Source organism: Hymenobacter setariae, from assembly GCF_007713685.1.
Lineage (GTDB): Bacteria > Bacteroidota > Bacteroidia > Cytophagales > Hymenobacteraceae > Hymenobacter > Hymenobacter setariae.
On the sequence record NZ_VMRJ01000001.1, the window covers coordinates 1,071,746 to 1,096,771 of the forward strand.

At 58.2% G+C, this 25,026-nt stretch carries 18 protein-coding genes; 14 read left to right on the forward strand and 4 right to left on the reverse strand.

Features of this window, described 5'->3' with window-relative positions; genetic code table 11:
• Positions 1 to 105: 105 nt before the first annotated feature.
• The 3 genes from FNT36_RS25375 to FNT36_RS04485 all read right to left on the reverse strand — a co-directional run bounded on the left by FNT36_RS25375 (position 106) and on the right by FNT36_RS04485 (position 3,183).
• Positions 106 to 1,227, reverse strand: a complete 1,122-nt coding sequence (locus FNT36_RS25375; RefSeq protein WP_233635680.1) for an ATP-dependent endonuclease — start codon at positions 1,225 to 1,227, stop codon at positions 106 to 108.
• A gap of 83 nt (positions 1,228 to 1,310) precedes the next feature.
• Complete coding sequence (locus tag FNT36_RS25380) at positions 1,311 to 1,982, reverse strand: AAA family ATPase (protein ID WP_233635681.1); 672 nt, start codon at positions 1,980 to 1,982, stop codon at positions 1,311 to 1,313.
• 43 nt (positions 1,983 to 2,025) lie between these two features.
• Positions 2,026 to 3,183: an acyltransferase family protein gene (locus tag FNT36_RS04485; protein WP_144844758.1), complete on the reverse strand. Its 1,158-nt coding sequence runs from the start codon at positions 3,181 to 3,183 to the stop codon at positions 2,026 to 2,028.
• 411 nt (positions 3,184 to 3,594) lie between these two features.
• On the opposite strand from FNT36_RS04485, the gene FNT36_RS04490 reads away from it, so the two are divergent.
• The 14 genes from FNT36_RS04490 to FNT36_RS04555 all read left to right on the forward strand — a co-directional run bounded on the left by FNT36_RS04490 (position 3,595) and on the right by FNT36_RS04555 (position 23,961).
• Positions 3,595 to 4,359, forward strand: coding sequence for an SDR family NAD(P)-dependent oxidoreductase (locus FNT36_RS04490; RefSeq protein ID WP_144844760.1), 765 nt, complete (start codon positions 3,595 to 3,597; stop codon positions 4,357 to 4,359).
• 129 nt (positions 4,360 to 4,488) lie between these two features.
• Entirely contained in the window at positions 4,489 to 5,346 is an 858-nt protein-coding gene (locus FNT36_RS04495; protein WP_144844762.1) for a fumarylacetoacetate hydrolase family protein, read from the forward strand.
• A complete protein-coding gene (locus FNT36_RS04500; RefSeq protein ID WP_144844764.1) occupies positions 5,333 to 6,169 on the forward strand; it encodes an amidohydrolase family protein in 837 nt (278 codons plus the stop codon). The genes FNT36_RS04495 and FNT36_RS04500 overlap by 14 nt, the downstream gene beginning before the upstream one ends.
• 71 nt (positions 6,170 to 6,240) lie before the next feature.
• A complete protein-coding gene (locus FNT36_RS04505; RefSeq protein WP_144844766.1) occupies positions 6,241 to 7,029 on the forward strand; it encodes an L-fucose dehydrogenase in 789 nt (262 codons plus the stop codon).
• 481 nt (positions 7,030 to 7,510) lie between these two features.
• Positions 7,511 to 7,960, forward strand: a complete 450-nt coding sequence (locus tag FNT36_RS04510; RefSeq protein ID WP_144844768.1) for a protein-disulfide reductase DsbD domain-containing protein — start codon at positions 7,511 to 7,513, stop codon at positions 7,958 to 7,960.
• A gap of 8 nt (positions 7,961 to 7,968) precedes the next feature.
• Entirely contained in the window at positions 7,969 to 9,720 is a 1,752-nt protein-coding gene (locus FNT36_RS04515; RefSeq protein ID WP_144844770.1) for a protein-disulfide reductase DsbD family protein, read from the forward strand.
• A 562-nt stretch (positions 9,721 to 10,282) separates the two neighbouring features.
• Positions 10,283 to 11,974: a family 43 glycosylhydrolase gene (locus FNT36_RS04520; protein ID WP_144844772.1), complete on the forward strand. Its 1,692-nt coding sequence runs from the start codon at positions 10,283 to 10,285 to the stop codon at positions 11,972 to 11,974.
• Between the two features lie 20 nt (positions 11,975 to 11,994).
• Positions 11,995 to 13,206, forward strand: a complete 1,212-nt coding sequence (locus FNT36_RS04525; RefSeq protein ID WP_144844774.1) for an aldose epimerase family protein — start codon at positions 11,995 to 11,997, stop codon at positions 13,204 to 13,206.
• A gap of 129 nt (positions 13,207 to 13,335) precedes the next feature.
• Positions 13,336 to 15,060, forward strand: a complete 1,725-nt coding sequence (locus tag FNT36_RS04530; RefSeq protein WP_144844776.1) for a ribulokinase — start codon at positions 13,336 to 13,338, stop codon at positions 15,058 to 15,060.
• Positions 15,061 to 15,759 carry an L-ribulose-5-phosphate 4-epimerase gene (locus FNT36_RS04535; RefSeq protein WP_144844778.1) on the forward strand — a complete coding sequence of 233 codons (699 nt, stop codon included), beginning with the start codon at positions 15,061 to 15,063 and terminating at the stop codon, positions 15,757 to 15,759.
• A gap of 89 nt (positions 15,760 to 15,848) precedes the next feature.
• On the forward strand, positions 15,849 to 17,336 hold the full coding sequence (gene araA, locus FNT36_RS04540) for an L-arabinose isomerase (protein ID WP_144844780.1): 1,488 nt from the start codon (positions 15,849 to 15,851) through the stop codon (positions 17,334 to 17,336).
• A 273-nt stretch (positions 17,337 to 17,609) separates the two neighbouring features.
• The gene (locus tag FNT36_RS04545) at positions 17,610 to 19,679 is read left to right on the forward strand and encodes an alpha-L-arabinofuranosidase C-terminal domain-containing protein (protein WP_144844782.1); all 2,070 of its coding nucleotides are present in this window, start codon (positions 17,610 to 17,612) and stop codon (positions 19,677 to 19,679) included.
• A 60-nt stretch (positions 19,680 to 19,739) separates the two neighbouring features.
• Entirely contained in the window at positions 19,740 to 21,584 is a 1,845-nt protein-coding gene (locus FNT36_RS04550) for an NPCBM/NEW2 domain-containing protein (RefSeq protein ID WP_144844784.1), read from the forward strand.
• Between the two features lie 208 nt (positions 21,585 to 21,792).
• Positions 21,793 to 23,961, forward strand: coding sequence for an alpha-galactosidase (locus FNT36_RS04555; RefSeq protein WP_144844786.1), 2,169 nt, complete (start codon positions 21,793 to 21,795; stop codon positions 23,959 to 23,961).
• Between the two features lie 8 nt (positions 23,962 to 23,969).
• On the opposite strand, the gene FNT36_RS04560 is transcribed toward FNT36_RS04555, so the two are convergent.
• A complete protein-coding gene (locus FNT36_RS04560) occupies positions 23,970 to 24,986 on the reverse strand; it encodes a LacI family DNA-binding transcriptional regulator (RefSeq protein ID WP_144844788.1) in 1,017 nt (338 codons plus the stop codon).
• Positions 24,987 to 25,026 lie beyond the last annotated feature (40 nt).

Consider the following 25,026-nt stretch of genomic DNA (forward strand, 5'->3'; position numbering starts at 1 on the left):
TCCTGTCCTTCCTAGGTTGCCGGCGCTGAACGGGAGCAAGCACCTCAGCCACTGGGCCGGCTGTCCGAGGGTGCATTTTATATTGGCTGTTACTCATACTAGAATCTAAATGAGTCTTAGCGCAGTATTCACTACCTCAATTGGATTTGAACCTTTCTTTATTTTAAGTGGAAAGCCTAGAACATCAAGTATTTTTGAAGATATATCGACATTCAAATACACATCATTATTTTCAGTTAAAACGCTAAGATGAAATAAGCTCGACTTTGCTCCGAATAAATTATTTGAATAGGCCCTTAATTCTGCTTCCGTCGTATTGCTATTTATCGATGCGAGAGCAGGTGAAACAATGGCAAGAAGCAAATCACGTATCGCTTCAGATTCATTTATCTCCTTAGCTGATGAACAGAAAACCATAGAGCGGACTATGTCACAGTAATGAACTTTAACATCTATTACTGAATCTTCCAAAAGGCCGTTAACTTCATATGAAGCAGCGTTGGGCTTTTGGTCATTAGTCAATGTTGCGGCATGCTTATAGTAAGCTTCAATAGTGCCTTTTCTCAAGATAAAACAACCCAATCTTTCTAAGAAATCTAGCAATGTAATTAATCTATTTCTTATAGATGTCCACTCGCCAGCATTATTAATATTGCCCAGCGAATCAGGCCCGTTACTCATTAACCAACAAAAGACGCTTCTTCTTTTTGCAATTACTTCATCTTTAGACATATCACGATTAACCCAGTAGTAATGAGTTGCGCAATACACTTTCAAGTCATCCCAATTACTCAGTACAATTTTGCAAAAATCATCATAAATATCCTTCGCAAATTTAGGAGCATCTCTATGACCCATTTCACTAGCAATTTTATTAGCTAGTGCTTGATTAGTGAAAACAGATATTATATCTAAATCATCTGTTATTGCGTCTGCATCTGCAAGTAGAGCAGGCACTTTGCCAATTAATCTAAATAGCTTTACTACAATAGCAAATTGACCTTTTCCTGTTACAGGCAGTATTTGAGAGCCTGCTGCTTCCAAATTCAGGCCTAGCTTTCGACTTAAAGCTGAGCAAATAATTTCATCACTAGGCCCTTCGACCAGTAATGGAGTATGACAAAACAAGGCAAGCTTATGCTCTTGGCCTAATCTTGTTAATAAAGCTTGTAGCTTTCTGTTTTGAAACTCGCTAATAGTTGGGTCTATTTGAATTGGCTCTTTCATAACGTCTTCACAGAACACAATGGAAGCCAATTGGCTAACTGAATTTAATTGTATAAATTCAGTCGAATGAGTTGATATAAAGATTAGTTTTTTCCTGACTCAGATGGATAACCTGCAACTTTTATAATTTCACCCAATAGAAATGATTGTAATTGAGGATGAAGAGAAACTTCTGGTTCATCAATTAATAGACAACCAACTTCATCGTCATATAGAGCAGACAATACTGCCACCAGATGCAATAGTCCACTGGCTTCTCGCGCTGAAGAATAATTATCACCTGCAATTTGCTCGAATCTAGAAAAGAACACCTTCAATGTCCCTCCATCCCAATCGATAAGCAAATCTCTTTTGAATAATTTCCTCAATCTTTCCTGCACCTTAATTAAGATATCAGGCCTTTCAGCTAAGGTTGCAAAATCACCAATAACTGTTTCATTCAGATGCCTTCTTACAACATCGCCTTTACTACCGAATTGCGCATCGTCAAATGACGGATTGTGCCCTCTATATCCGTCATAGTCAGACCTATACACTTCCATAGGCCCTAATCTACCAGCAGAAATATATCTTATTTTTTTACCATTCGCATATTGATGCAAGCTCATTTTTAGACCGCGTAATAACTGCGTTTTACCCGAGCCATTCGGACCTAGAAATGTTGTAATTCCACTGTAAACCCTTATAGTAGGATTATTAATACCTGCTATACGTGATTGAGTAAGGTTTACGCTTATACCGAAAGGAAATGCCATTTTTTGATTTTTCTAAATTTAAACGATAGTACGTCTTCTTACTTCACTTCGACACAACAGAAACTTTTGCTGCCCTAGCTTCACCATCACCCACCAATACTTTCTTCCTCAACCACTCCCGCACCGGCTCATCGTAAAACTTCAAGCACCCATACGCCAGCGCCACCGCCGCTAGATAGACCAGCGCCGCCACGGGCAAGCCCTCGCGCAAGGACACTTTGTGGGTAGCGACCCAGGCCGTGTAGGTGTAGATGAGCGGGTAGTGCGTGATGTAAATTGGGTACGAAATATCACCTAGGAAGCGGCACAGACGCTGGGCCGCGCCCGAGCGCACCGCCCCGCTGGCCCCGAAGAAGATGATAGCGGGGAAGACGAAAATGATGCAAAGCGCATCGTAGAGCCCATTTTGCCAGAGCTGCGTGGGGCTGCCGATGCGGGGCATGGCCAGCACGACCACTACCGCCAGGCTGCACCATAAAAAGGCATTTTGCACCGGCCGCAACCGGGCCAGCCGAAACAGCAGCAGCCCCGCAAAAAACGGATACGTCATGCGCGCGAAGCCGATGTGCAGCTGCTCAGGCTCTAGCGACCAGCCCCCGATAACATCGCCCTGCGGGCTGGTGAGGCCTAGGTGCAGCAGCGCCCCCGCCGCCAGCACCACCAAGATGCCCAGCGCCACATTAGAGAAGCGGCGCACTACGGTGGCGTACAACACATTGGCTATGTACTCGAAAAACAGCGACCAGCCCGGCCCGTCGAGCGGATACGTTTCGTGCCAACCCCGAATGTCGAGCGAAACCGGTACCGGCACCATAAAGCAACCTAGGAGCATGACCAGCAGCATCTTCCACACCGGCGTTTGGCCGATGATGGGGAACAGCGCCGACGCCTGGAAATAGTACATCGCCGCCCCTATCACCATGCCTAGCACCACCATGGGTTGCAGCCGCACCAGCCGCCGCTTGAAGCAACTGCCCACTGTGAGGCGGCCCCACCGGTCGTCGTAGGCGTAGCCAATCACGAACCCTGACAGCAGAAAGAAGAAATCCACCGCCAGGTAGCCGTGGTTAATCACCTGGTCGAGGTGGCTGGTGGCGTGCGCCTCGCACAAGTGAAAGGCCACGACTATGAGCGCCGCCACGCCCCGCAGGCCGTCAAGGATGGGATAATGGGGTTTGGTAGGGAGCGGCGTTGGCTGCATGCAGGTTAGAGTTGGGCTGGGAAGGAGCACAAACCTAGTTGCTTTACAAGTCTTTCGACGTTGGCTTGGAGGCTAACTTCCCACCTAGGGGCTATTTAGTGGATGTAATCGCTTCGCGGTGCTCGCAAGAGTATTCCAATAAAAGAAAGTAAAAAGAAGGTCATGCAGCGCGCAGCGAAGCATGACGGGTATTCTTTTCAGCTTCGCTAACTCAAGTACAATTCCGACGACTGCGCACAGTCCCTAGGCCCTGCCACCTTAGTAATTGACTGCTTGGCTCCTCCCTCCTAATGCCCTCCTACCTAGGGCCTGATTTCAGTTTCTTTCACCGGTTATGCTGAGCTTGCCGACGTTTATTGCTTCTTTTGGTCATTCATTAGCCGCTTCCAGCGGCCCGGAGCTTCCTTAGTCATGTTTAGTTTAACCAACAAAAAGGCCGTCATTACGGGGGGTGGCAGCGGCATTGGCCGGGCCATTTCCCTACTTTTTGCTCGCCAGGGCGCAGAGGTGCACATCATCGAGCTGACGGCCGAAGCCGGCCAGCAGGTGGCCGACGAAATCAGGCAGGCTGGCGGCACGGCCCACGTGCACGCGGCCGATGTCAGCCAGCAGGCGCAGGTGGTGGCCGCTTTCCAAGCCATCGGCCAGGTCGATGTGCTAGTGAATAACGCGGGCATTGCGCACGTCGGCAATGTAGAAACAACCCCCGAAGCTGACTTTGAGCGCGTGTACCAAGTCAACGTGAAAGGCGCCTACAATTGTCTATTTGCGGCCGTGCCGCTGATGAAGGCGCAGGGCGGCGGGGCCATCGTGAACATGGCCAGCATTGCGGCGCACGTGGGCCTCACCGACCGCTTTGCCTACTCCATGAGCAAGGGCGCCATCTTTGCCATGACGCTCTCGGTGGCGCGCGACTACCTAGGCAGCAATATTCGCTGCAACAGCATCTCACCGGCGCGGGTGCACACGCCCTTTGTCGATGGCTTCATTGCCAAAAACTACGCTGGCCGCGAGGACGAAATTTTCGATAAGCTTTCAAAAAGTCAGCCCATCGGCCGCATGGGCCAGCCCGACGAGGTGGCCGCCTTGGCGCTCTACCTCTGCTCTGACGAGGCCGGCTTCGTGACGGGCTGCGACTACCCGCTCGACGGCGGCTTCATCAAGCTCAACACGTAAGTCATGCAGCGCGCAGCGAAGCATCTCGCGTGGTGCAGTGAATCCTAACGCTAGTAGACGTCAGCACGCGAGGTGCTTCGCTACGCGCTGCATGACAACGATTTTAATACGCAACATTTACTTAGCTTCATGAAACTCATTCGCTACGGCCAGCCCGGCCAGGAAAAACCCGGTGTACTTCTCCACGACCAGCGCTATGACGTATCGGCGTTTGGCCAGGACTATACCGAAGAATTCTTCGCTACTGATGGCCTAACCCGGCTCGCCGCTTTTGTGCAAAGCCACGAAGGCCAGTTGCCGCAGGTAGCGGATAGTGAGCGCCTAGGGCCGCCCATAGCGCGCCCTTCCAAAATCCTGTGCATCGGCCTCAACTACGCCGACCACGCCAAGGAAACCGGCGCCACGCCCCCAGCCGAGCCGGTGCTGTTTATGAAATCGACCACGGCCTACGTGGGGCCCAACGACGACATCATCATTCCCAAAAACTCGGTAAAAACCGACTGGGAAGTGGAGCTAGCCGTGGTCATTGGCAAGCGTGCCTCCTACGTAGAAGAGGCTGATGCCGAGCAGTACATTGCGGGCTACGTGCTGCACAACGACGTGTCGGAGCGCGAGTTTCAGCTTGAGCGTAGCGGCACCTGGGACAAGGGCAAGGGCTGCGACACCTTTGCGCCAGTGGGCCCCTTCCTGGCCACGCCCGACGAGCTAGGCGACGTAGACAACCTGCGCCTGTGGCTGACCGTGAACGGCCAGATGATGCAGGACGGCACCACCGCCAACCTCATTTTTAAGATTCCCTTCCTGGTGTCTTACCTCAGCCAGTTTATGACCCTGCTGCCCGGCGACATCATCTCGACCGGCACGCCGGCCGGCGTGGGCCTAGGCTTTAAGCCGCCCGTGTACCTCAAGCCCGGCGACGTAGTTGAGCTGGGTATTGATGGCCTAGGTACCTCGCGCCAAGTAGTGAAAGCCTATGCCGCGCATTGATGCTCACCAGCACTTCTGGCACTTCGACCCGGTACGCGACGCCTGGATAACGCCCGACATGGCGGCCATCCAGCGCAACTTCCTGCCCGCCGACTTGCACCCCCTGCTACAGCAGCACGCCCTCGATGGCTGCGTGGTCGTGCAAGCCAGCCAGAGCGAAGCCGAAACCGACTGGCTGCTGGAGCTAGCCGATGCTCACGACTTCATGAAAGGCGTGGTGGGCTGGGTCGATTTACGGGCTGATAAGGTGGCCGAACGCCTAGGTCACTACCAGCAGTTCGCGAAGCTCAAAGGCTTCCGGCACGTGCTGCAGGGCGAAGCCGACCGGGCGCTGATGCTGACGCCCGCGTTTCGGCGCGGCATTGGGGCGCTGGCGAAGTTTGGCTTTACTTATGACTTGTTGATTTTGCCTGACCAACTCGGCTACGCCGCTCAGTTGGCCCAGGCATTTCCCAACCAGCCGTTTGTGGTTGACCACATCGCCAAGCCGCCCATCAAAGCCCAAGAAATTGACGATTGGATGCGAGACATTCGGCGGCTGGCCGCGCACGAAAACGTGTGCTGTAAGGTGTCGGGCCTCGTGACGGAGGCCGACTGGCAGCACTGGCAGCCGCAGGATTTTCGCCCCTACCTCGACGTGGTGTTTGCCGCCTTCGGCCCCGAGCGCGTGCTCTACGGCTCCGACTGGCCGGTGTGCAACGTGGCCGGCGGCTATAGCCGGGCCCTAGGTCTGCTAGAAGACTACTTAGCGCCGTTCACACCCACCGAGCAGGCGCAGTTTTGGGGCGACAACGCAGCGCGCTTCTACGGCTTAAGTGTTTGAGACTAGGTCATGCTTCGCTGCGCTCCGCATAATGGCTTTCTTTGCTCATCGATAATTGCTACTTAACAAGGATGGATTTACAGCTTCAGGATAAGGTTATCATCGTGACCGGTGGGGCCAAGGGCATCGGGGAAGGCATTGCGCAGGTGCTGGCCCGCGAAGGCGCGGTGCCCGTCATTGTGGGCCGCAATGCCGCCGACAATGAGCAGGCCGTAGCTGCCATCACGGCCGCGGGTGGTCGTGCCGGGCAAGTGGTGGCCGAGCTAGCCGAGCCTGCCGCGTGCGCCAGCGCCGTAGCGGAGGTAGTAGCGCAGTTTGGCCGCATCGACGGGCTGGTAAATAATGCCGGTGTTAACGATGGGGTCGGGCTCGAAAGCGGCGACTATGAGCGCTTTATGCAGAGTCTGCACCGCAACGTGGTGCATTACTACCTCATGGCTCACCATGCCCTGCCTGAGCTCATCAAGAGCAAAGGTGCCATCGTCAACATCTCATCCAAGACGGCCGAAACCGGCCAGGGCAACACCTCGGCCTACGCCGCGGCCAACGGCGGGCGCAACGCGCTCACCCGTGAGTGGGCGGTAGAGCTCCTCAAACACGGCATCCGGGTAAATGCCGTGGTGGTAGCCGAGTGCTGGACGCCCGCCTACGAAACCTGGATTGCGACGCTGTCCAATCCCGAGGAGAAGCTGCGCGAAATCACCAGCAAGATTCCGCTGGAAAACCGCATGACCACGGCCGAGGAAATCGCTAACACCACGGCCTTCCTGCTCTCGGCGCGCAGCAGCCACACTACGGGGCAGATTCTGCACGTCGATGGCGGCTATGTGCACCTCGACCGCGCCCTGGCCAATGCCTAGTTGCGTGTTGAGTTGAAACACTCATAGCATCTAGCTAAGTCAGCGCCTCAATGGCGTGGGCACAGTTCCGCCCCATCGGCAGTAAGCTCCCTCACAACGCCGGCAGGATGTGCTTCTTAGCAAGTATTGTCGTTCGCCTTGTTTTTTCAGGACTTAGGGAACTAACCAGAAGTTTTCAACGCATTAGGCCATCAGTCGGCACGCCGGCTGGTGGCTTCTTCGTGAAAGCGCCGCAGCTAAGTCCGTGGCACAGAAATTGTCAAAACACGCGGGTCGGGCGCTGGCTATTCAGCGAAGGCGCGCGTATTTTGGCGGCGATTTACCTCGAGGTTATTGGCGTTGACGCCTTACCTGCCTCGGCCAGCGGCTCCCCTACCGCAAAAAGTAACTTTGCTCCTTATCGGCTTGTTTTCCTAGCTCAGCCCCGAGCTGCTATTCTTACCATACTCAAGTGGGTACGCTCAGTACCTAAGTACTTAACATGAAAAAAATTGCATTGGCAGCTTTTGCCCTGCTGGGTGCCTCGCAGGCCCACGCCCAGATTCTGGCCCCCGTTCACTGGAGCTACGCTGCCAAGAAAACCAGCCCCACCGAAGCCGTAGTGCTTATCAAAGCGACCATCGACGCGGGCTGGCACGTGTACTCGCAGCACGTAAAAGATGGCGGCCCCGTGAAGACCACTGTGAAGTTTGACCCCTCCAAGGCCTACACCCTGGTGGGTACCACCCAAGAGCCTAAGCCGGTTACGCGCATGGAAAAGACCTTTGGCATGGAAGTAAGCTACTTCGCCAATTCGGTTATTTTTCAGCAGAAAGTAAAGCTGACCGGCAAAGGCCCCGTCACGGTGAAGGGTAACCTAGAGTTTATGGCCTGCAACGATGAGAAGTGCTTGCCCCCCGACGAAGTCGCCTTCAGCATCCCCGTTAAGTAAGCGCCAAAATGAAATTTCGTACTCCCTTCGGGGTCTTCGGCTTTTGGCGCAAGCACACGGCCTGGCTGCTGGGCTGGTGGCTGACCCTAGGGCTGCTAAGCGGGCTGCCGGCCCTGGCGCAAGACACCGTCTCGACGGCTGATATCGACTTCACGCCCATCGAGGCACCGGCGCCAGCCGCCCAGACTCCCGCCGCAGCAACTCCGCAGACGACTGCCGCCGACACGCCAGTGGCCAGTCCAACCGCCCCTACCAAGAGCAGCGCCGCTACCGCCCCCACGACGGTAGCCCCGGCTGCCCCACGCCCCGCCCCGGCCGATACGTCGCTATGGGTCACGTTTCTGGCGGGCCTAGCTGGTGGTTTCGCGGCCATTATCATGCCGTGCATCTTCCCGCTGCTGCCCATGACGGTGAGCTTCTTCACCAAGCGCTCGGGCACCCGGGCGCGCGGCATCCGCAATGCGTTCATCTATGGTCTCAGCATCATCGTCATTTACGTGGCGCTGGGGCTGCTCATTACAGTCATTTTTGGGGCCGATGCCCTGAACGACCTATCTACCAACGGGATATTCAACTTCTTTTTCTTCCTGCTACTGATTGTGTTCGGAGCCTCATTTTTGGGGGCTTTCGAGATAATGCTGCCGACCTCGTGGGCCAACAAGATGGATGAAAAAGCCGATGAAGGCGGCTTGCTAGGCATCTTCTTCATGGCGGCCACGCTCTCGCTAGTGTCGTTTTCGTGCACCGGTCCCATCATTGGCACCTTGCTGGTGCAGGCTGCCAGCATGGGCCAGCTGCTCGGGCCGGCTGTGGGCATGTTCGGGTTTGCGCTGGCGCTGGCGTTGCCCTTTACCCTGTTTTCGCTTTTCCCGGGCTGGCTGTCCTCGCTGCCCAAGTCGGGCGGCTGGCTAAACTCGGTGAAAGTGACTCTAGGCTTCTTAGAGTTGGCGCTGGCGCTCAAGTTCCTATCCAACGTAGACCTGGCTTACCACTGGGAATGGTTTGACCGGGAGGTATTCCTGGTGCTGTGGGTGGTCATTTTTGGCATGATGGGCTTGTACCTACTCGGCAAGCTGCGCTTTTCGCACGATAGCGACATGCCCTTTATCACGCTGCCGCGGCTGTTTTTAGCTATCATCACGCTGGCGTTCACGCTCTACCTAGTACCTGGCTTATGGGGCGCTCCGCTAAAGGCCGTTTCGGCCTTCTTGCCCCCGCAGGACACGCAAGATTTCGACCTTTATACCCCTAGTCTGCTAGGGGGCGGCACGGCTGCCACAAGGCCCGAAGCCGACGCTACGCCGCATAAATATGCCGAGCTGTTTCACGCGCCTCTAGGTCTCAACGCGTTCTTCGACTACGACGAAGGCATGGCCTACGCGCAGAAGATGAACAAGCCAGTGCTCATCGACTTCACGGGCCATGCCTGTGTGAACTGCCGCAAGATGGAAGCCAACGTGTGGCCCGATAAGCAGGTGCTGCCCCTGATTCGGGATAAGTACGTGCTCATTCAGCTTTACGTAGATGATAAGACCGAGCTACCCGCTGCCGAACAGTACGTGTCGAAGTACAGCGGCAAGAAAATCAAGACCATTGGCAATAAATGGAGCGACATGCAAGCCAGCCGCTTTAATGCTAACTCACAGCCCTACTACGTGCTGCTAGGGCACGAAGGCAAGCAACTAGCGCCGGCCGAAGGCGCCAACTACGAGCCCGATAATTTTGTGCGTTTCCTCAGCGGCGGCTTACAGGCTTATTAGAGCCTCGGTGCTACCCTAGGTACTCAATATCTAGTGTCTAAAGGCCCAACCTCCCGATGGTGTTCTGGGAGGTTGGGCCTTAATCTTTTTAGCCCGCCCGCATTTAGTTGAGAGGCGTTTCATCTAGCACACTACATACAGGCTGAGGCTATTTACGCACATGCTAGCAATGTCACTCTGCCTGAAATAATCTGTAGATTGCTCACACAATCGTTAATGCTATTAATGCAACAGGGCATGCTATAGTCTATTAATTGAACAAGTAGCAAGACTTTACCTTTTTTATGAAGTATGAACCTAATTTTTTCAGCTAATAATATTTTTCTTGCTGATTATTATTTATTAATATTGTCACGATGTTACCTCGCGCGACTTACAGCGTGGCGCCTTTTTAAGAGCTAACCCTTTACATTTCAATACTACCGCAGTAGCGGTTTTTTATTAAGAGCATGCACAATCGATTGTGCATGTCTAAGGATTATCTTTCCCTAGCTGGTTGCTGCGCCGCCTCAGGTATGCAGCAGCCACAAGTGCACTTACCTCCTCCTTTTTCCCACCCTCTATGGTAAAACCGCTACTACTGCTGCTGCGCGCCCGGTGCTGGGCCCTATTAGCATTCCTGTTGGTGGCCTGGCTGGCTTCGGCCCCGGCCTACGCGCTGCAAGGCGCCCTAGGTATGCACGACCCCTCTACTATCCTGAAGAGCGGCAACACCTACTGGGTATTTGGCACCGGCGACGGCATCGCCTGCAAGTACTCGACGGACCTAATCAACTGGACGGACGCCAAGTCGGTGTACACCAAAACACTGTACCCGAGCTGGATTAACAGCAAGGTACCGGGCTTTGCGGGCACGTTTTGGGCGCCTGAGTGCAAGTTCATGAACGGCAAGTACTACCTGTACTACTCGTGCTCGACGTTTGGCTCGCAGGTGTCGGCTATAGGCCTGACCACTAACCCTACCCTCGACCCCACCAGCCCCGACTACAAGTGGACCGACCAAGGCGAGGTTATATCGAGCAACACAACCAGCGTGGCCAACGCCATCGACCCCGCGCTGTATACCGATGCCAGCAGCAATCTGTGGCTTATTTATGGCTCGTATTTTGGCGGCATCCGCATTACGCAACTCGATGCCACTACGGGCAAGCCGCTCAATGTAAATACACAATACACCGTGGCAAACGGAGGCGTGGAAGCCGCTTATGTAGCCTATAATAATGGCTACTACTACCTATTTGTGAATCGCGGCACGTGCTGCAATGGGGCCGCCAGCACCTATTTCATCCAGGTAGGGCGCTCGGCTAATCCCACTGGTCCTTTCCTCGACCAAAATGGCCAAGACCTGAATGCTAACGGCGGCACCACGCTGCTGAGCCGCGCCGGGCGCTACATCGGGCCGGGCCACGCTGGGCTTTTCACCGAAAACGGCGTCACGTATTTCAGCCACCACTACTACGACGGCTTCGACAACGGCGCGCCCAAGCTCGGCCTGGCCCGCCTGACCTGGGGCGCCACCGGCTGGCCCACCGTGAGCCGCGACTGGCTGGCCGCGGGGCGCTACACCATCACCAGCCAACAAAGCAAGCTGGTGTGGGACGCGTGGGGCTGCACCGGCGCCGCGGGCCAAATGATAGCCCAGGGCACCCCCAGCGGGCTTGCCTGCCAGCAGTGGGATATGGCCCCCCTAGGCGCGGGTGCTTATAAGATTACCAATGCCCTGGGGGGGCTGGCCGCGGACGTGACCGGCTGCCTACCTGACGCGGGCACCAAGCTGCAGCTGTGGCCTACCAATGGCCTGGTGTGCCAGCAGTACATAATAGAGCGGGCCAGCAATGGCGATTATATCTTCACCTCGGCCACCGGCAACAACGTGGTGGAAGTGCCCAACTGCTCGACCACGCCGGGCCAACAGCTGGGCCTGTGGTACTACAATGGCTTTGACTGCCAGCGCTGGACGGCCGCGCTGGTAACGGCTCCGCTCGCCACGGCCGCCGCCCAGCGCTTAGCGGGCGTCAGCATTTATCCGGCCCCAGCCCCGGCTGGCAGCTTTAGGGTAGACCTAGAGAACCGGTCCGGCATAGGAGCAACAGAGGTGCAAGTGTATAACTTGCGGGGCCAATCAGTGTATCGGCAGCAGTTTGGGCCGCAGCAAGCCAAGTTGACCATTGAGGCCCAGCTTGGGGCAGGCATCTACCTGGTGCAGGTGAGCCGGGAGGCTGGCACGTTCACCCAAAAGCTGAGTGTACTGTAACCCTTATTCTTTCATTTTTCATGCCCACCTCCCCCCGCTACGCGCTTTTGGCTACCGGCCTGAGCACCGCCTTGCTGCTGGCCAGCTGCGATTCTAAACCCACCACCAGCCAAGACTCGGCGGCAACTACCACGACGGCCCCGGCCGACTCGGCCGCCACTGGCACCAACGCATCCGCCATGCCTACCTCTGCTTCGTTCGGCAAAACTGCCGACGGCCAAGAAATTCAGCTTTTCACCCTCACCAACGCCAAGGGGATGAAGGCCACCATCAGCACCTACGGCGGCACGCTCACCAGCCTGCTCGTGCCTGACAAGGACGGCAAAATCTCCGACGTGGTGCTGGGCTTCGACAAGGCAGAAGGCTACCTCAGCCCCGAGTTCCGCAAGTCGAACCCCTACTTCGGCGCGCTCATCGGCCGCTACGGCAACCGCATCGCCAAAGGCAAATTCACGGTTGATGGCAAAGAGTACCAAGTGGGCGTGAACAACAACGGCAACTCGCTACACGGCGGCAAGCTAGGCTTCGACCAGAAAATATGGACTGCCAAGCCCGGCTCCGACAGCGATGGCCAGACGCTGACGCTTACTTACCTGAGCAAGGACGGCGAGGAAGGCTACCCCGGCAACCTCAACGTGACGGTGACTTACACCCTCACCAACGACAACGCCCTCAAAATTGACTACGCGGCCACGACCGACAAGGCCACGCCCGTCAACCTCACCAACCACGCCTACTTCAACCTGGCCCTAGGGCAGAGCAAGGACGTGCTAGCCCACCAGGTCACCATTCCGGCCGACCGCTACACGGTGGTTGATGCCAACCTCATCCCGACCGGCGAGCTGAAACCGGTGAAGGGCACGCCCTTCGACTTCACCACGCCCCACGCCATTGGCGAGCGCATTGCGCAGGTGCCCGGTGGCTACGACCACAACTGGGTATTGAACCAGGCCACCGGCCAGCACAGCGCCGCCACCGTGTACGAGCCTACTACCGGCCGCACCATGGAAGTGACCACCGACGAGCCCGGCGTACAGTTTTACACCGGTAACTTTCTGGATGGCACGCTGAAAGGCAAGGACGGCGTGGTGTACGGCAAGCACGGCGGTTTCTGCCTCGAAACCCAGCACTTCCCCGACTCGCCCAACCAAAAGGAGTTTCCGAGCACCGTGCTGAAGCCGGGCGAAACCTACCACACCACCACCAGCTACACGTTTGGGGTGCGGAAATAGCATTTCTGTCATGCTGACGAAGGAAGTATCCTATCACGCTAGGTAAACTACCTGTGTTAACCGGATGAGATGCTTCCTTCGTCAGCATGACAAACGCTCTTACTATAACTATTCATAATTAATCAACCCGTGCCAGAACAAACCGCCTCCCCGGCCTACGTTATCGGCCTCGACTACGGCACCGACTCGGCCCGCGCCTTACTCGTGGATGCCCGCACTGGGGCCGAAATCGCGCAGGCCGTGCACTACTACCCGCGCTGGAAGCAGGGCCAGTACTGCAACCCCGCCAAAAACCGCTTTCGCCAGCACCCGCTCGACCACCTCGAAAGCCTGGAGGCTACGGTGAAAGAAGTGGCCGCCAAAGTGCCCGCCGAGCAAATCCTAGGTCTCGCCATCGACACCACCGGCAGCACGCCCGGCCCGGTGAACGAGCAGGGCCAGCTGCTGGGTATGCTGCCCGAGTTCGCCGAGAATCCCAACGCGTTGTTCGTGCTTTGGAAAGACCACACGGCGCTGACTGAGGCCGCCGAAATCAACCACAAGGCCCGCACCTGGGGCGGCGAGGACTATACCAAGTACGAAGGCGGCATCTACTCGTCGGAGTGGTTTTGGGCTAAAATCATGCACATTGTGCGCGAGGATGAGGCTGTAGCCAACGCCGCTTACTCTTGGATGGAGCACTGCGACTGGCTCACGCTGACGCTCACCGGCCAGCCACTGGCCGAGTTCAAGCGCAGCCGCTGCGCCGCTGGGCACAAGGCCCTGTGGCACGCTAGCTGGGGTGGCCTGCCCCCCGAGGAGTTTCTCACGCACCTCGAACCTAAGTTGGCCGGTTTACGCAATCGATTATTCACGGAAACGTACACAGCTGACGAAGTAGCCGGGCACCTTTCGGAAGAGTGGGCCCAGCGCCTAGGCTTGACTACCAACACGGTAATTGCCGTAGGTTCGTTCGATGCGCACGCCGGCGCTGTGGCAGGTGAGATAGAATCCTATTCGATGGTAAAGGTGATGGGTACCAGCACCTGCGACATCGTAGTGGCCCCGACCGCCGAGGTGGGTGACCACCTAGTCGCCGGCATTTGCGGGCAGGTCGATGGCTCGGTTATTCCCGGCATGTTGGGTCTAGAGGCTGGGCAATCGGCTTTTGGCGACCTGCTGGCCTGGTTCCGCCAGATGCTGGAGTGGCCCTTGCAGGCAGTGCAGTCGAAGGTATTGACGGCTGAGCAACAAGCTGCTTTCCGCCAGGAAGTGAGCGACAACCTCATCGTGCAGCTCACCAAAGCTGCCGCGGAGGTTGACCCTGCCGAAAGCCACGTGTTGGCCCTCGACTGGGTAAACGGCCGCCGCACGCCCGACGCCAACCAGGCCCTGAAAGGCGCCCTTACGGGCCTCACGATGGGTACTTCGGCCCCGCAGGTGTTCCGTGCGCTGGTTGAAGCCATTTGCTATGGCTCCAAGCAGATTGTGGAGCGCTTTGAGAGCGAAGGCATTCCGATTAAGCAGGTGATTGGCATCGGCGGCGTGGCTAAGAAGTCGGCTTTCGTGATGCAGACGCTAGCCGACGTGCTCGACCGCCCCATCAAGATTGCCGTGTCGGAGCAGGCGCCGGCCCTCGGGGCCGCCATGTACGCGGCCGTGGCCGCGGGCATCTACCCTGATGTGCTGGCTTCGCAGAAGGCCCTAGGTAGCGGTTTTGCTGAAACCTACACCCCAAACCCCGAGAGCGTGGCCCAGTACGCCACCCGCTACGCGCAGTACCAGGCGCTGGGCAAGTTCGTGGAAAGCGTGACGACCAGCCACTCGGAAGACGCGGTAATGGAACCCGAAACCCCCGCCATCACCACCGCCTAAATGAGCCAGTTCCAAGACCTAAAGCAGGCCTGCTACGAGGCCAATATGCAGTTGCCGGCCCTCGGGCTGGTGCTCTTTACCTTCGGCAACGCCAGCGTGGTAGACCGCGAAAAGAGCGTGTTCGCCATCAAGCCTAGCGGTGTGCCCTACGCCACACTGAAGCCGGAGGACATCGTAATTGTGGACTTTGACAACAACATCGTGGAAGGTACTAAGCGGCCTTCTTCCGATACCAAAACCCACGCGCTGCTCTTCAAGGAGTGGACGAACATCGGCGGTATTGTGCACACGCACAGCACCTACGCTACGGCCTGGGCCCAGGCGCAGCTTGATATTCCCATCCTAGGCACCACCCACGCCGACCACCTTACGGCCGACGTGCCCTGCGCGCCGCCCATGAGCGACGAGCTCATCGCGGGCGACTACGAGCACCAGACCGGCTGGCAAATCATCAACGAGTTTGAGAAGCGTGGCCTTTCGCACGCCGAAGTCGAGATGATACTTGTGGGCAACCACGCGCCATTCACCTGGGGCAAAACGGTGGAGAAAGCCGTGTACCACAGCGCCGTGCTCGAAGAAGTGGCGCGCCTAGCCTACCTCAGCTGCACGCTCAAGCCGGGCGTGGCGCGGCTGAAAGATGCCTTGATTAAAAAACACTACGAGCGCAAGCACGGCGCTAATTCTTACTACGGGCAATAGGCTGTACCGTGGACCCTGCGGGTCCGCGCGTGGCAGCACCTAAATCCTTAACTCGCGGACTCACAGAGTCCACGGTACTACCCACCACCATGATTGACATTTCAAACTACGAAGCCTGGTTTATCACGGGCAGCCAGCACCTCTACGGCCCCGAAACCCTGGAGGAAGTAGCCCGCCACTCGCAGGAAATCGCAAAAGAGCTGGGCACCAAGCTGCCCATTAACATCGTGTACAAGCCGGTGCTGACGGGCCCGCAGGAGATTTACAAGCTTATGCAAGAGGCCAACAACACGCCGAACTGCGTGGGCCTGATTGCCTGGATGCACACCTTCTCGCCAGCCAAAATGTGGATTAACGGCTTGAAAATCCTGCAAAAGCCGCTGGCTCACTTGCACACGCAGTACAACCGCGACATTCCGTGGGATGCTATTGACATGGACTTCATGAACACCAACCAGTCGGCGCACGGCGACCGCGAGTTTGGGTTTATTGGCTCGCGCATGCGCCTGAGCCGCAAGGTTATCGTGGGACACTGGCAGAGCGAGGATGTGCGCGAGCGTCTCAGCATCTGGAGCCGCGTGGCTAGCGCCTGGGCCGACTGGCAGGGCGCCAAGTTCGTGCGCTTTGGCGACAACATGCGCTACGTAGCTGTGACCGAAGGCGACAAAGTAGAAGCTGAAATCAAGTTTGGCTACGAGGTGAACACCTACGGCATTGGCGACCTAGTAGCCGAGGTAAACGCCGTGACCGACGAGCAGATTGCCGGTCTGGTAGCCACCTACGAGCAGGAATACGAGCTGGGCGACAACCTGAAGGAAGGCGGCGAGAAGCGTGAAAGCCTGCGCGACGCAGCCCGCATCGAGCTGGGCATGCGCAAGTTCCTGACCGACCGCAATGCCAAGGGCTTCACCGATACCTTCGAAGACCTGCACGGCATGAAGCAGCTGCCCGGCATCGCCACGCAGCGCTTGATGGCCGACGGCTACGGCTTCGGCGGCGAGGGCGACTGGAAGACCTCGGCCCTGGTGCGCGCCATGAAAGTGATGGGCGCCGGCCTGCCCGGCGGCAACTCCTTCATGGAGGATTACACCTACCACTTCGCCCCCGGCAACGAGCAAGTCCTAGGTTCGCACATGCTCGAAATCTGCCCCACCATCGCCGAAGGCAAGGTGCGCGCTGAAATCCATCCCCTTGGTATCGGCGGCAAGGAAGACCCGGTTCGCTTGGTGTTCAACTGCCCCGCTGGCCCGGCCCTCAACGCGACCATCGTGGACATGGGCAACCGCTTCCGCATGATTGTGAACACCGTGGAGGCCGTGGCACCTGAGCAAGACCTGCCCAACCTGCCCGTAGCCCGCGTGCTCTGGAAAGTGCACCCCGACATGAAAACCGGCCTCGCTGCCTGGATTTTGGCCGGCGGCGCCCACCACACGGGCTACAGCCAGAACCTGACCAGCGAGTACCTAGAGGACTTCGCCGAGATGGCTGGGATTGAGTTCTTGGTTATCGACGAGGACACCAAGCTGCGCACGTTCAAAAACGAACTGCGCTATAACGAAGTAGCCTTCAAAGGCTAAGCCACAGGCACGTTACGCTGCGCTGGCGCGAGTTTAGCGCAGCGTAACTCGTGCCTTATCATGAGGTGGAGTTTTCAACTCCACTGCCGCGCCAGCGGCAAAATCCGCGCCCGGGCAGTGGCGCTATAGCCACTCTACCTAGGCGCCCTGCAAGCGTAGCATTGCCGCTAGTGCGGCCGCGGAGGCAGAGCCTCCACCTCACAGCCGGCACGAGTTACGGCTTCACCTAAACTCGCGCCAGTACGGCCTGTTCCCACCCATCCCCACTTTATTATGATTAGTACTACTCGCTTTCCTGCCCTGGCTACCGGCCTGGCGCTGCTGGGCACCCTAGGGGCCAGCGCGCAGTCGGCGGCCCCGGCTAGCCTCACCGTGCAGGTCAACAAGCCCGGCGCAGCCGTCAATAAGAACATGTACGGCCTGTTTTTCGAGGACATCAATTTCGCCGCCGACGGTGGGCTGTACCCCGAGTTGGTAAAGAATAAGTCGTTCGAAACTGACGCTCGCCTGATGGGCTGGCGCGCCCTAGGTGGCGGCGCTAACCTCGATACCTACGCTGTGCGCAACGAGCAGGGCATCAACAACCAGAACAACTCGCACTACCTACGCCTCACCACCCGCAACGGCGCTGGCGGTGAGGCCGGCATCGAAAACGAAGGCTTCCGGGGCATGGGCGTGAAGCAGGGCAGCGAGTACAAGCTTTCATTCTACGCGCGGCGTGGGGCGGGCGACGTTGGCGGCCTCACGGCTACGATAGTAGGCCAGCGGGGCGAAACCCTGGGTCAGGTAGCCGTGAGCGGCTTCACCAATGAGTGGAAGCAGTACACGGCCGTGCTCAAGTCTACCGGCACCCAAAACAAGGCGCACCTCAAGCTGGTGCTCAGCGGCACCGGTACGGTAGACCTAGACGTGGTATCGCTGTTTCCGAAAGACACCTGGAACCAGCGGCCCAACGGCCTGCGCACCGACCTGGTGCAGCTGCTCAAGGACATGAAACCGGGCTTTTTGCGCTTTCCGGGGGGCTGCATTGTGGAGGGGCGCACCCTCTCGGAGCGCTACCAGTGGAAGGAAACCATTGGCGACGTAACCGCCCGTCTGCCCATGATAAACCGCTGGAACATGGAGTTCCGGCACCGCTCGACGCCTGACTATTACCAGTCGTTTGGCCTCGGGTTCTTCGAATACTTCCAGCTCTCGGAAGACATTGGGGCTGAGCCGCTACCGATTCTGAACGTGGGCATGGCTTGCCAGTACAACTCGGGCGAGCTGGCCCCGATGGGTACTGCCAGCACCAAAGGCGGCCCCAATGCTGGGGAAACTGCCCCGCATAACCACGCCACCGACGACCCGTCGCTGGACATGTTTATTCAGGATGCGCTCGACCTCATTGAGTTTGCCAATGGGCCGGTTAGCTCTACCTGGGGCGCCAAGCGCGCCGCCATGGGCCACCCGGCGCCCTTCAACCTCAAGATGATAGGGGTGGGCAACGAGCAGTGGGGACCGCAGTACCTCGAGCGCTACGTACCGTTTGCGAAGGCAGTAAAGGCCAAGTATCCGAACATCGACCTAGTGAGCAGCGCCGGCCCCAGCCCCGACGGCGAGCTGTTTGACACGGCCAGCAAGCGCCTAGGTGAGCTCAAGGCCGACTACATCGACGAGCACTACTACGCCAAGGCCGACTGGTTTCGGGCGCACGCCGACCGCTACGATAAGTACGCCCGCGGCGGCCCCAAAATCTTCGCTGGCGAGTACGCCGCGCAGAGTGTGAACACCGGCAGCCCCGAAAACAAAAACACCTGGGACTGCGCCATTTCGGAAGCCGCCTTCATGACCGGCCTCGAGCGCAATGCCGATGTGGTGGGCATGGCCAGCTACGCTCCGCTGTTTGCCAACGTAGATGCCTGGCAGTGGACGCCCGACCTCATCTGGTTTGATAACCTGAACTCCTATGGCTCGCCGAGCTACTACGTGCAGAAGCTCTATGCCCTCAATAAAGGCACCAAAGTGCTGCCCGTGACCATGCCCGGCGGGGCTAAAAACGGCACGGATAACCTCTTTGCCAGCGCCGTAACCGACGAGCCCACTGGCGAGGTGGTGGTGAAGCTGGTGAATTACTCTACCAGCCCGCGCCCCGTCAGCATCAACCTGGCTGGCGCCAAAGGCCTCGGCAAAACTGGCCGTGCTCAAACCATGGCCAGCGACGACCTGCAAACGCAAAACAGCTTGAAGGAACCCAAAAAGCTGGCGCCGCAAGAATCAACCTTCGCCATGAAGGGCTCGACCCTGAGCTACACGCTAGCGCCTAACTCATTCACGGTGCTGCGCGTGCCGGCTAAGAAGTAGCCTTTTTTGCCCCTAAAAGGCCAGCTTCGGCTGGCCTTTTTATTGCCCCTGTATTTGCCTATGTCATTGACTCAAAAATGGCTAAGTATTGCCCTAGGCAGCTTAGCGCTCGCTAGCCCGGCCCTGGCCCAAAAAGCTACTTCCAAAACCGACTTTCACCAGTGGGCCCCTACCCCACCCATGGGTTGGAACAGCTGGGACTGCTATGGCCCCACCGTGACAGAAGCCGAAACTAAGGCTAACGCCGACTACATGGCCAGAAACCTGAAAGACAGCGGCTGGGAATATGTAGTGGTCGATATCCGCTGGTATGTGGGCAACGACACGGCCCACGGCTACAACGAGAAAAACCCCGATTGGAACATCGACCAGTACGGCCGCTTTGTGCCCGCGCCCAACCGGTTTCCATCGGCGGCGGGCGGCAAGGGCTTTAAGCCGCTGGCCGATTACATGCACGCCAAGGGGCTGAAATTTGGCATTCACCTCATGCGCGGCGTGCCCGTGATAGCGGTGCAGCGCAAGCTGCCCATCAAGGGCACCAAGCTTACGGCCGATGCCATCCACAGCAAGGAAGGCCAGGCAGCGTGGCTGCACGACATGTACACGGTGGTGCCCGGCAAACCCGGCGCCCAGGAGTACTACAACTCGCTGTTTGAACTGTACGCGAGCTGGGGCGTTGATTTTGTGAAGATTGACGACCTGTCGGAGCCCTACCACACCGGCGAGATAGAGATGATACGGAAGGCCATCGACCGCACGGGCCGCCAAATCGTCTTCAGCATGTCGCCGGGCGAGACGCCGATTGCCGATGCCAAGCACGCGCAGCAGCACGCCAACATGTGGCGTACCGTAGGCGACTTCTGGGACTCGTGGGAGCAGCTCAAGGAGCACTTTGAGGTGTGCAACCGCTGGGCGCCTTACATCATGACTGGGGCATGGCCCGATGCCGACATGCTGCCCCTAGGTCGCCTAGGTATCCGGGCCGAGCGCGGCGACGACCGGCAGACGCGCTTCACCCCCGACGAGCAGCGCACGCTCATGACCTTGTGGAGCATTTTCCGCTCGCCGCTCATGTTTGGCGGCGACCTGCCGAGCAACACGCCCGCCACATTGGCCCTGCTCACCAACCCTAGGGTGCTAGCCGTGAACAAAACTAGCATGAACAACCGCCAACTGTTCCGGCGCGGCGACCTCGTGGCCTGGACCGCCGACGACCCCAAAACGGGCGACAAATACCTGGCTGTGTTCAATGCCCAGGACCAGGAGTTGGCGCCCACCAGCGCGGCCGCGGCAAAGAGCCCGCTTATCAATCGCCAAACGCCGCAAGCCACGCTTGACGTGGACATCACTGGTGCCCAAAAGCTATACCTGAGCGTGCGCGGCGGCGACGACGGCACTGCCTGGGACCATGCCGACTGGCTGGCACCCGTGCTCAGTAACGGCACCAAAACCATGCCCCTCACCGAGCTACCTTGGCAGAAAGCCAGCGCCGGCTGGGGCCAAACTACCCTCAACAAAAGCGTGAGCGGCGGCCCGCTCGTGGTAGCCGGCAAAACCTACCCAGCTGGCATCGGCACGCACGCAAACTCTGTTATTGAGTACACGTTGCCGGCGGGCTACACGCGCTTCCAGGCTACCGTGGGCCTCGACCAGGCCGCGGCTGGGCAGAATACGGGCGGCTCTTTTCAGGCTTTAGTATTCACCAAAAGCCCTTACCAACCCGCCCCCGCCGACTCGGTGCGCGTGCCCGTGGCGCTGGCCGACCTAGGGCTGGCGCCCGGCTGCATTGTGCAAGACCTGTGGAGCGGCCGCCAAGTGGGCAAGTTCACCACCGAGTTTGTGCCTTTCATACGGCGGCACGGGGCGGGCTTCTACCGCATCTCGGGGCCGAAGCTGGCAAAATAAGGGCTTACTCAAAGTAGCTCGGCTTACTCTCTGGTAATCAGTCATAGTAAAACGTCTGTCAGGCTGAGCTTGCCAAAGCACCTCTACCGCACCATACGGGTTATGCAGTGGAGATGCTTGGGCAAGCTCAGCCTGACAGACGTTTTTTTTATCATTTCTTTGACTCTTAGGACTACGCTGTCTTTTTCCCACCCCTAGGTTTCTTCCCTTGCGACTACTTCGTCTACGCGCTCTTAGCGGGCTTTCTTTCCTACTTATTGGGTTTTCTGCCGCCGCTCAATCTGTTGCGCCCATTGTTATCGAAACGGAGCACATGAGCCTGGTCTTGGCTGTGGGCCAGCGCCAAAAGCTCTACCAGACCTACCTAGGACCCAAGCTAGCTACGGCGGCCGAGTACCAGCAGCTACCGCAGCGCCACGAGGCCTACCCGCCGGCTGGCACCGACAACCTATTTGAGCCCGCCCTGCGTGTGGTGCACGCCGATGGCAACCCCGCACTGGCCTTGCAGTACGCCGACGTACAAACTGCCAAAGCCGGCGAAGGCATCACCAACACGACCATCCGCCTGCGCGACCCGCTGTACCCGGTGGAGGTGCAGCTGCACTTCGTGGCTTACCAGCGCGAAGACGTCATTAAGACCTGGACCGAGATAGTGCACCGCGAAAAGAAGCCGGTGGTGCTCACCAACTACGCCTCGGCCATGCTGCACCTCGATGCGCACCAGTACTACCTGACCCAGCTGCACGGCGACTGGGCCGAGGAAGCCCAGCAGCAGGAAAGCCCGCTTACGAGCGGCGTAAAAGTTATCGATACCAAGCTCGGCACCCGCGCGGGCATGTACCAGACCCCGTCGTTCTTCCTGGCGCCCGACCACCCAGCCACCGAAACTACCGGCGACGTGCTGGCCGGCTCCCTGGCTTGGACCGGCAATTTCCGGCTGGCCTTCGAGCTGGATAACGAGAACATGCTGCGCCTGTCGGCGGGCATTAACCCATACGCCTCGGAATACACCCTGCCGGCCGGACAGCCCTTCATCACGCCCGAGTTCATCTTCACCTATAGCACGCAGGGCAAGGGCCAGGCCTCGCGCAACCTGCACCGCTGGGCCCGCCAGCAGGGCGGCACTCTCGACGGGACCCAGCCCCGCCTCACGCTGCTGAACAACTGGGAGGCCACGTTTTTCGACTTTGATGAGCCTAAGCTTGATGCTCTCATGGGCGACGCGGCCAAGCTCGGCGTCGATTTGTTCTTGCTCGACGATGGCTGGTTTGGCAACAAGTACCCGCGCAAAGACGACACCCAGGGCCTCGGCGACTGGCAGCCCACCAAAACCAAGCTGCCCAACGGCGTGGGCCACCTCGTGCAAACCGCCACCAAGGAGGGCATCAAATTTGGCATCTGGATAGAGCCCGAAATGGTGAACCCCAAGAGCGAGCTCTACGAAAAGCATTCTGACTGGGTACTGAAACTACCCAGCCGCCCCGAAGACTACTACCGCAACCAACTGGCGCTAGACCTCACCAACCCCAAGGTGCAGGACTTCGTGTACGGCATCGTGGATGCGCAGCTCAGCCAGGGTGCGGCCTACCTCAAATGGGACTGCAACCGCATGCTGACCAATGCCTATTCGCAGCACCTAGGCAAAGACCAGTCGCATCTGTACGTGGACTACGTGCGCGGCCTCTACCGCGTGCTCGACCGGGTGCGCCAGAAGTACCCGCACACGCCCATGATGCTGTGCTCGGGCGGCGGGGCGCGGGCCGACTACGGCGGGCTGAAGTACTTCACCGAGTTCTGGCCCTCAGACGACACCGACGCGCTAGAGCGGGTCTACATTCAGTGGGGCTTTCTCAACTTCTTCCCGTCTAATACCTTGGCGAGCCACGTCACGAACTGGAACCAGAGTCAGAGCTTGAAATTTCGCACCGACGTGGCCATGATGGGTAAACTTGGCTACGACATCGAGGTGAGCAAGATGACGCCCGACGAGCTGAAATTCAGCCAGCAGGCGGTGAAGGACTACAAGCGCTTGAGCCCCGTTATCTGGCAGGGCGACCTGTTCAAGCTGCGCTCGCCCTACGAGAGCAACCAGGCGGCCCTGATGTATGTGGCACCCCAGCAAGACAAGGCCGTGCTCTTTGGCTACGACCTGCGCCCGCGCTACCACGAAACGGTGCTGCCCGTGCGGCTACAGGGCCTCGACCCAGCGCGCCGCTACCGCCTCACCGAAATCAACCTGCTGCCCGGCCGCAAGCCCGAAGTGCGCGCCAGCGGCCAAACGTACTCCGGCGACTACCTCATGAAAGTGGGCATCCTGCTGAACAACGGAGAGGCCAAGGCACTAACCAGCCACGTGCTAGAACTAACCGCGGAGTAAGCCCTAGGTCAGCTTTTTTGCCCCGACGACTCGCGCACGACCAGCTGCGTGGCCAGCACCATCTGGCGCGGGGGCACCTGGCCCTGCGCTTGCTCCAAAAACAGCAGCGCCGCCGTGCGGCCCATCTCAAACGTGGGATGCATCACGGACGTGAGCATTGGCTCGACTACGGTGGCGTGGTATTCGTCGGTGAAGCCTACCAGCGCCACATCGGCCGGAATGCGCAGGCCCTGGCGCTTGATTTCCTTCATGGCGGCGAAGGCGGTAGTATCATTCACACCGAAAATGGCATCGGGTGGCTGCGGCAGGGCCAGCAGCTGCTGGGTGGCGGCCGTGGCACTTTCGGCGCTTAGGTCGGAGGGCACGAGCAGCTGCGCATCGAAGGCCAGGCCCTCGGCGGCGAGGCCTTCGCGGTAGCCCGCCACCCGTTCTTGGCTGATATTGAGCGCCGGTGGCCCCGCAATGTGCGCAATGCGCCGCCGGCCCTGGGCTACAAAATGCCGCGTGATGCGGCAAGCCGCCGCTTGATTGTCAACCACCACAGTGGGCACTTCGGTGGAGCGGCATACCCGGTCGAAAAACACGAGCGGCGTGCCGGCCGCCAGCAGCGCATCGAAGTGCGCGTAGGTTTTTGTTTCCTGCGACAAGCACATGATGATGCCTTCCACGCGCAGCTGTAGCAGGTTGGCCAGGCACTCCTGCTCTTTCTCGAAGCTTTCGTAGCTGCACCGAATCACGATGTAGTAGCCGTGCTCGATGGCTACGCTTTCGATGCCGCTGATGATAGACGCGAAGAAATGCGTGACCAGCGCGGGCACAATGACGCCGATGATGCGCGTAGCATTCTTGAGCAGGCCCATGGCCAGGGGGTTGGGGCTGTAGCGCAGCTCCTGGGCTAGCTGCTGCACCCGCTGCGTCAGTTCGGGCCCAATGTCGGGGTGATTGCGCAGGGCGCGCGACACGGTGGATATCGACACGTTGAGCGCCTGGGCCAGCGTCTTCAGCGAAACGGGGCGTTTGCTCATGGCGATTGCTTTTGGAGTAATAATAAGGTAATGATACAGG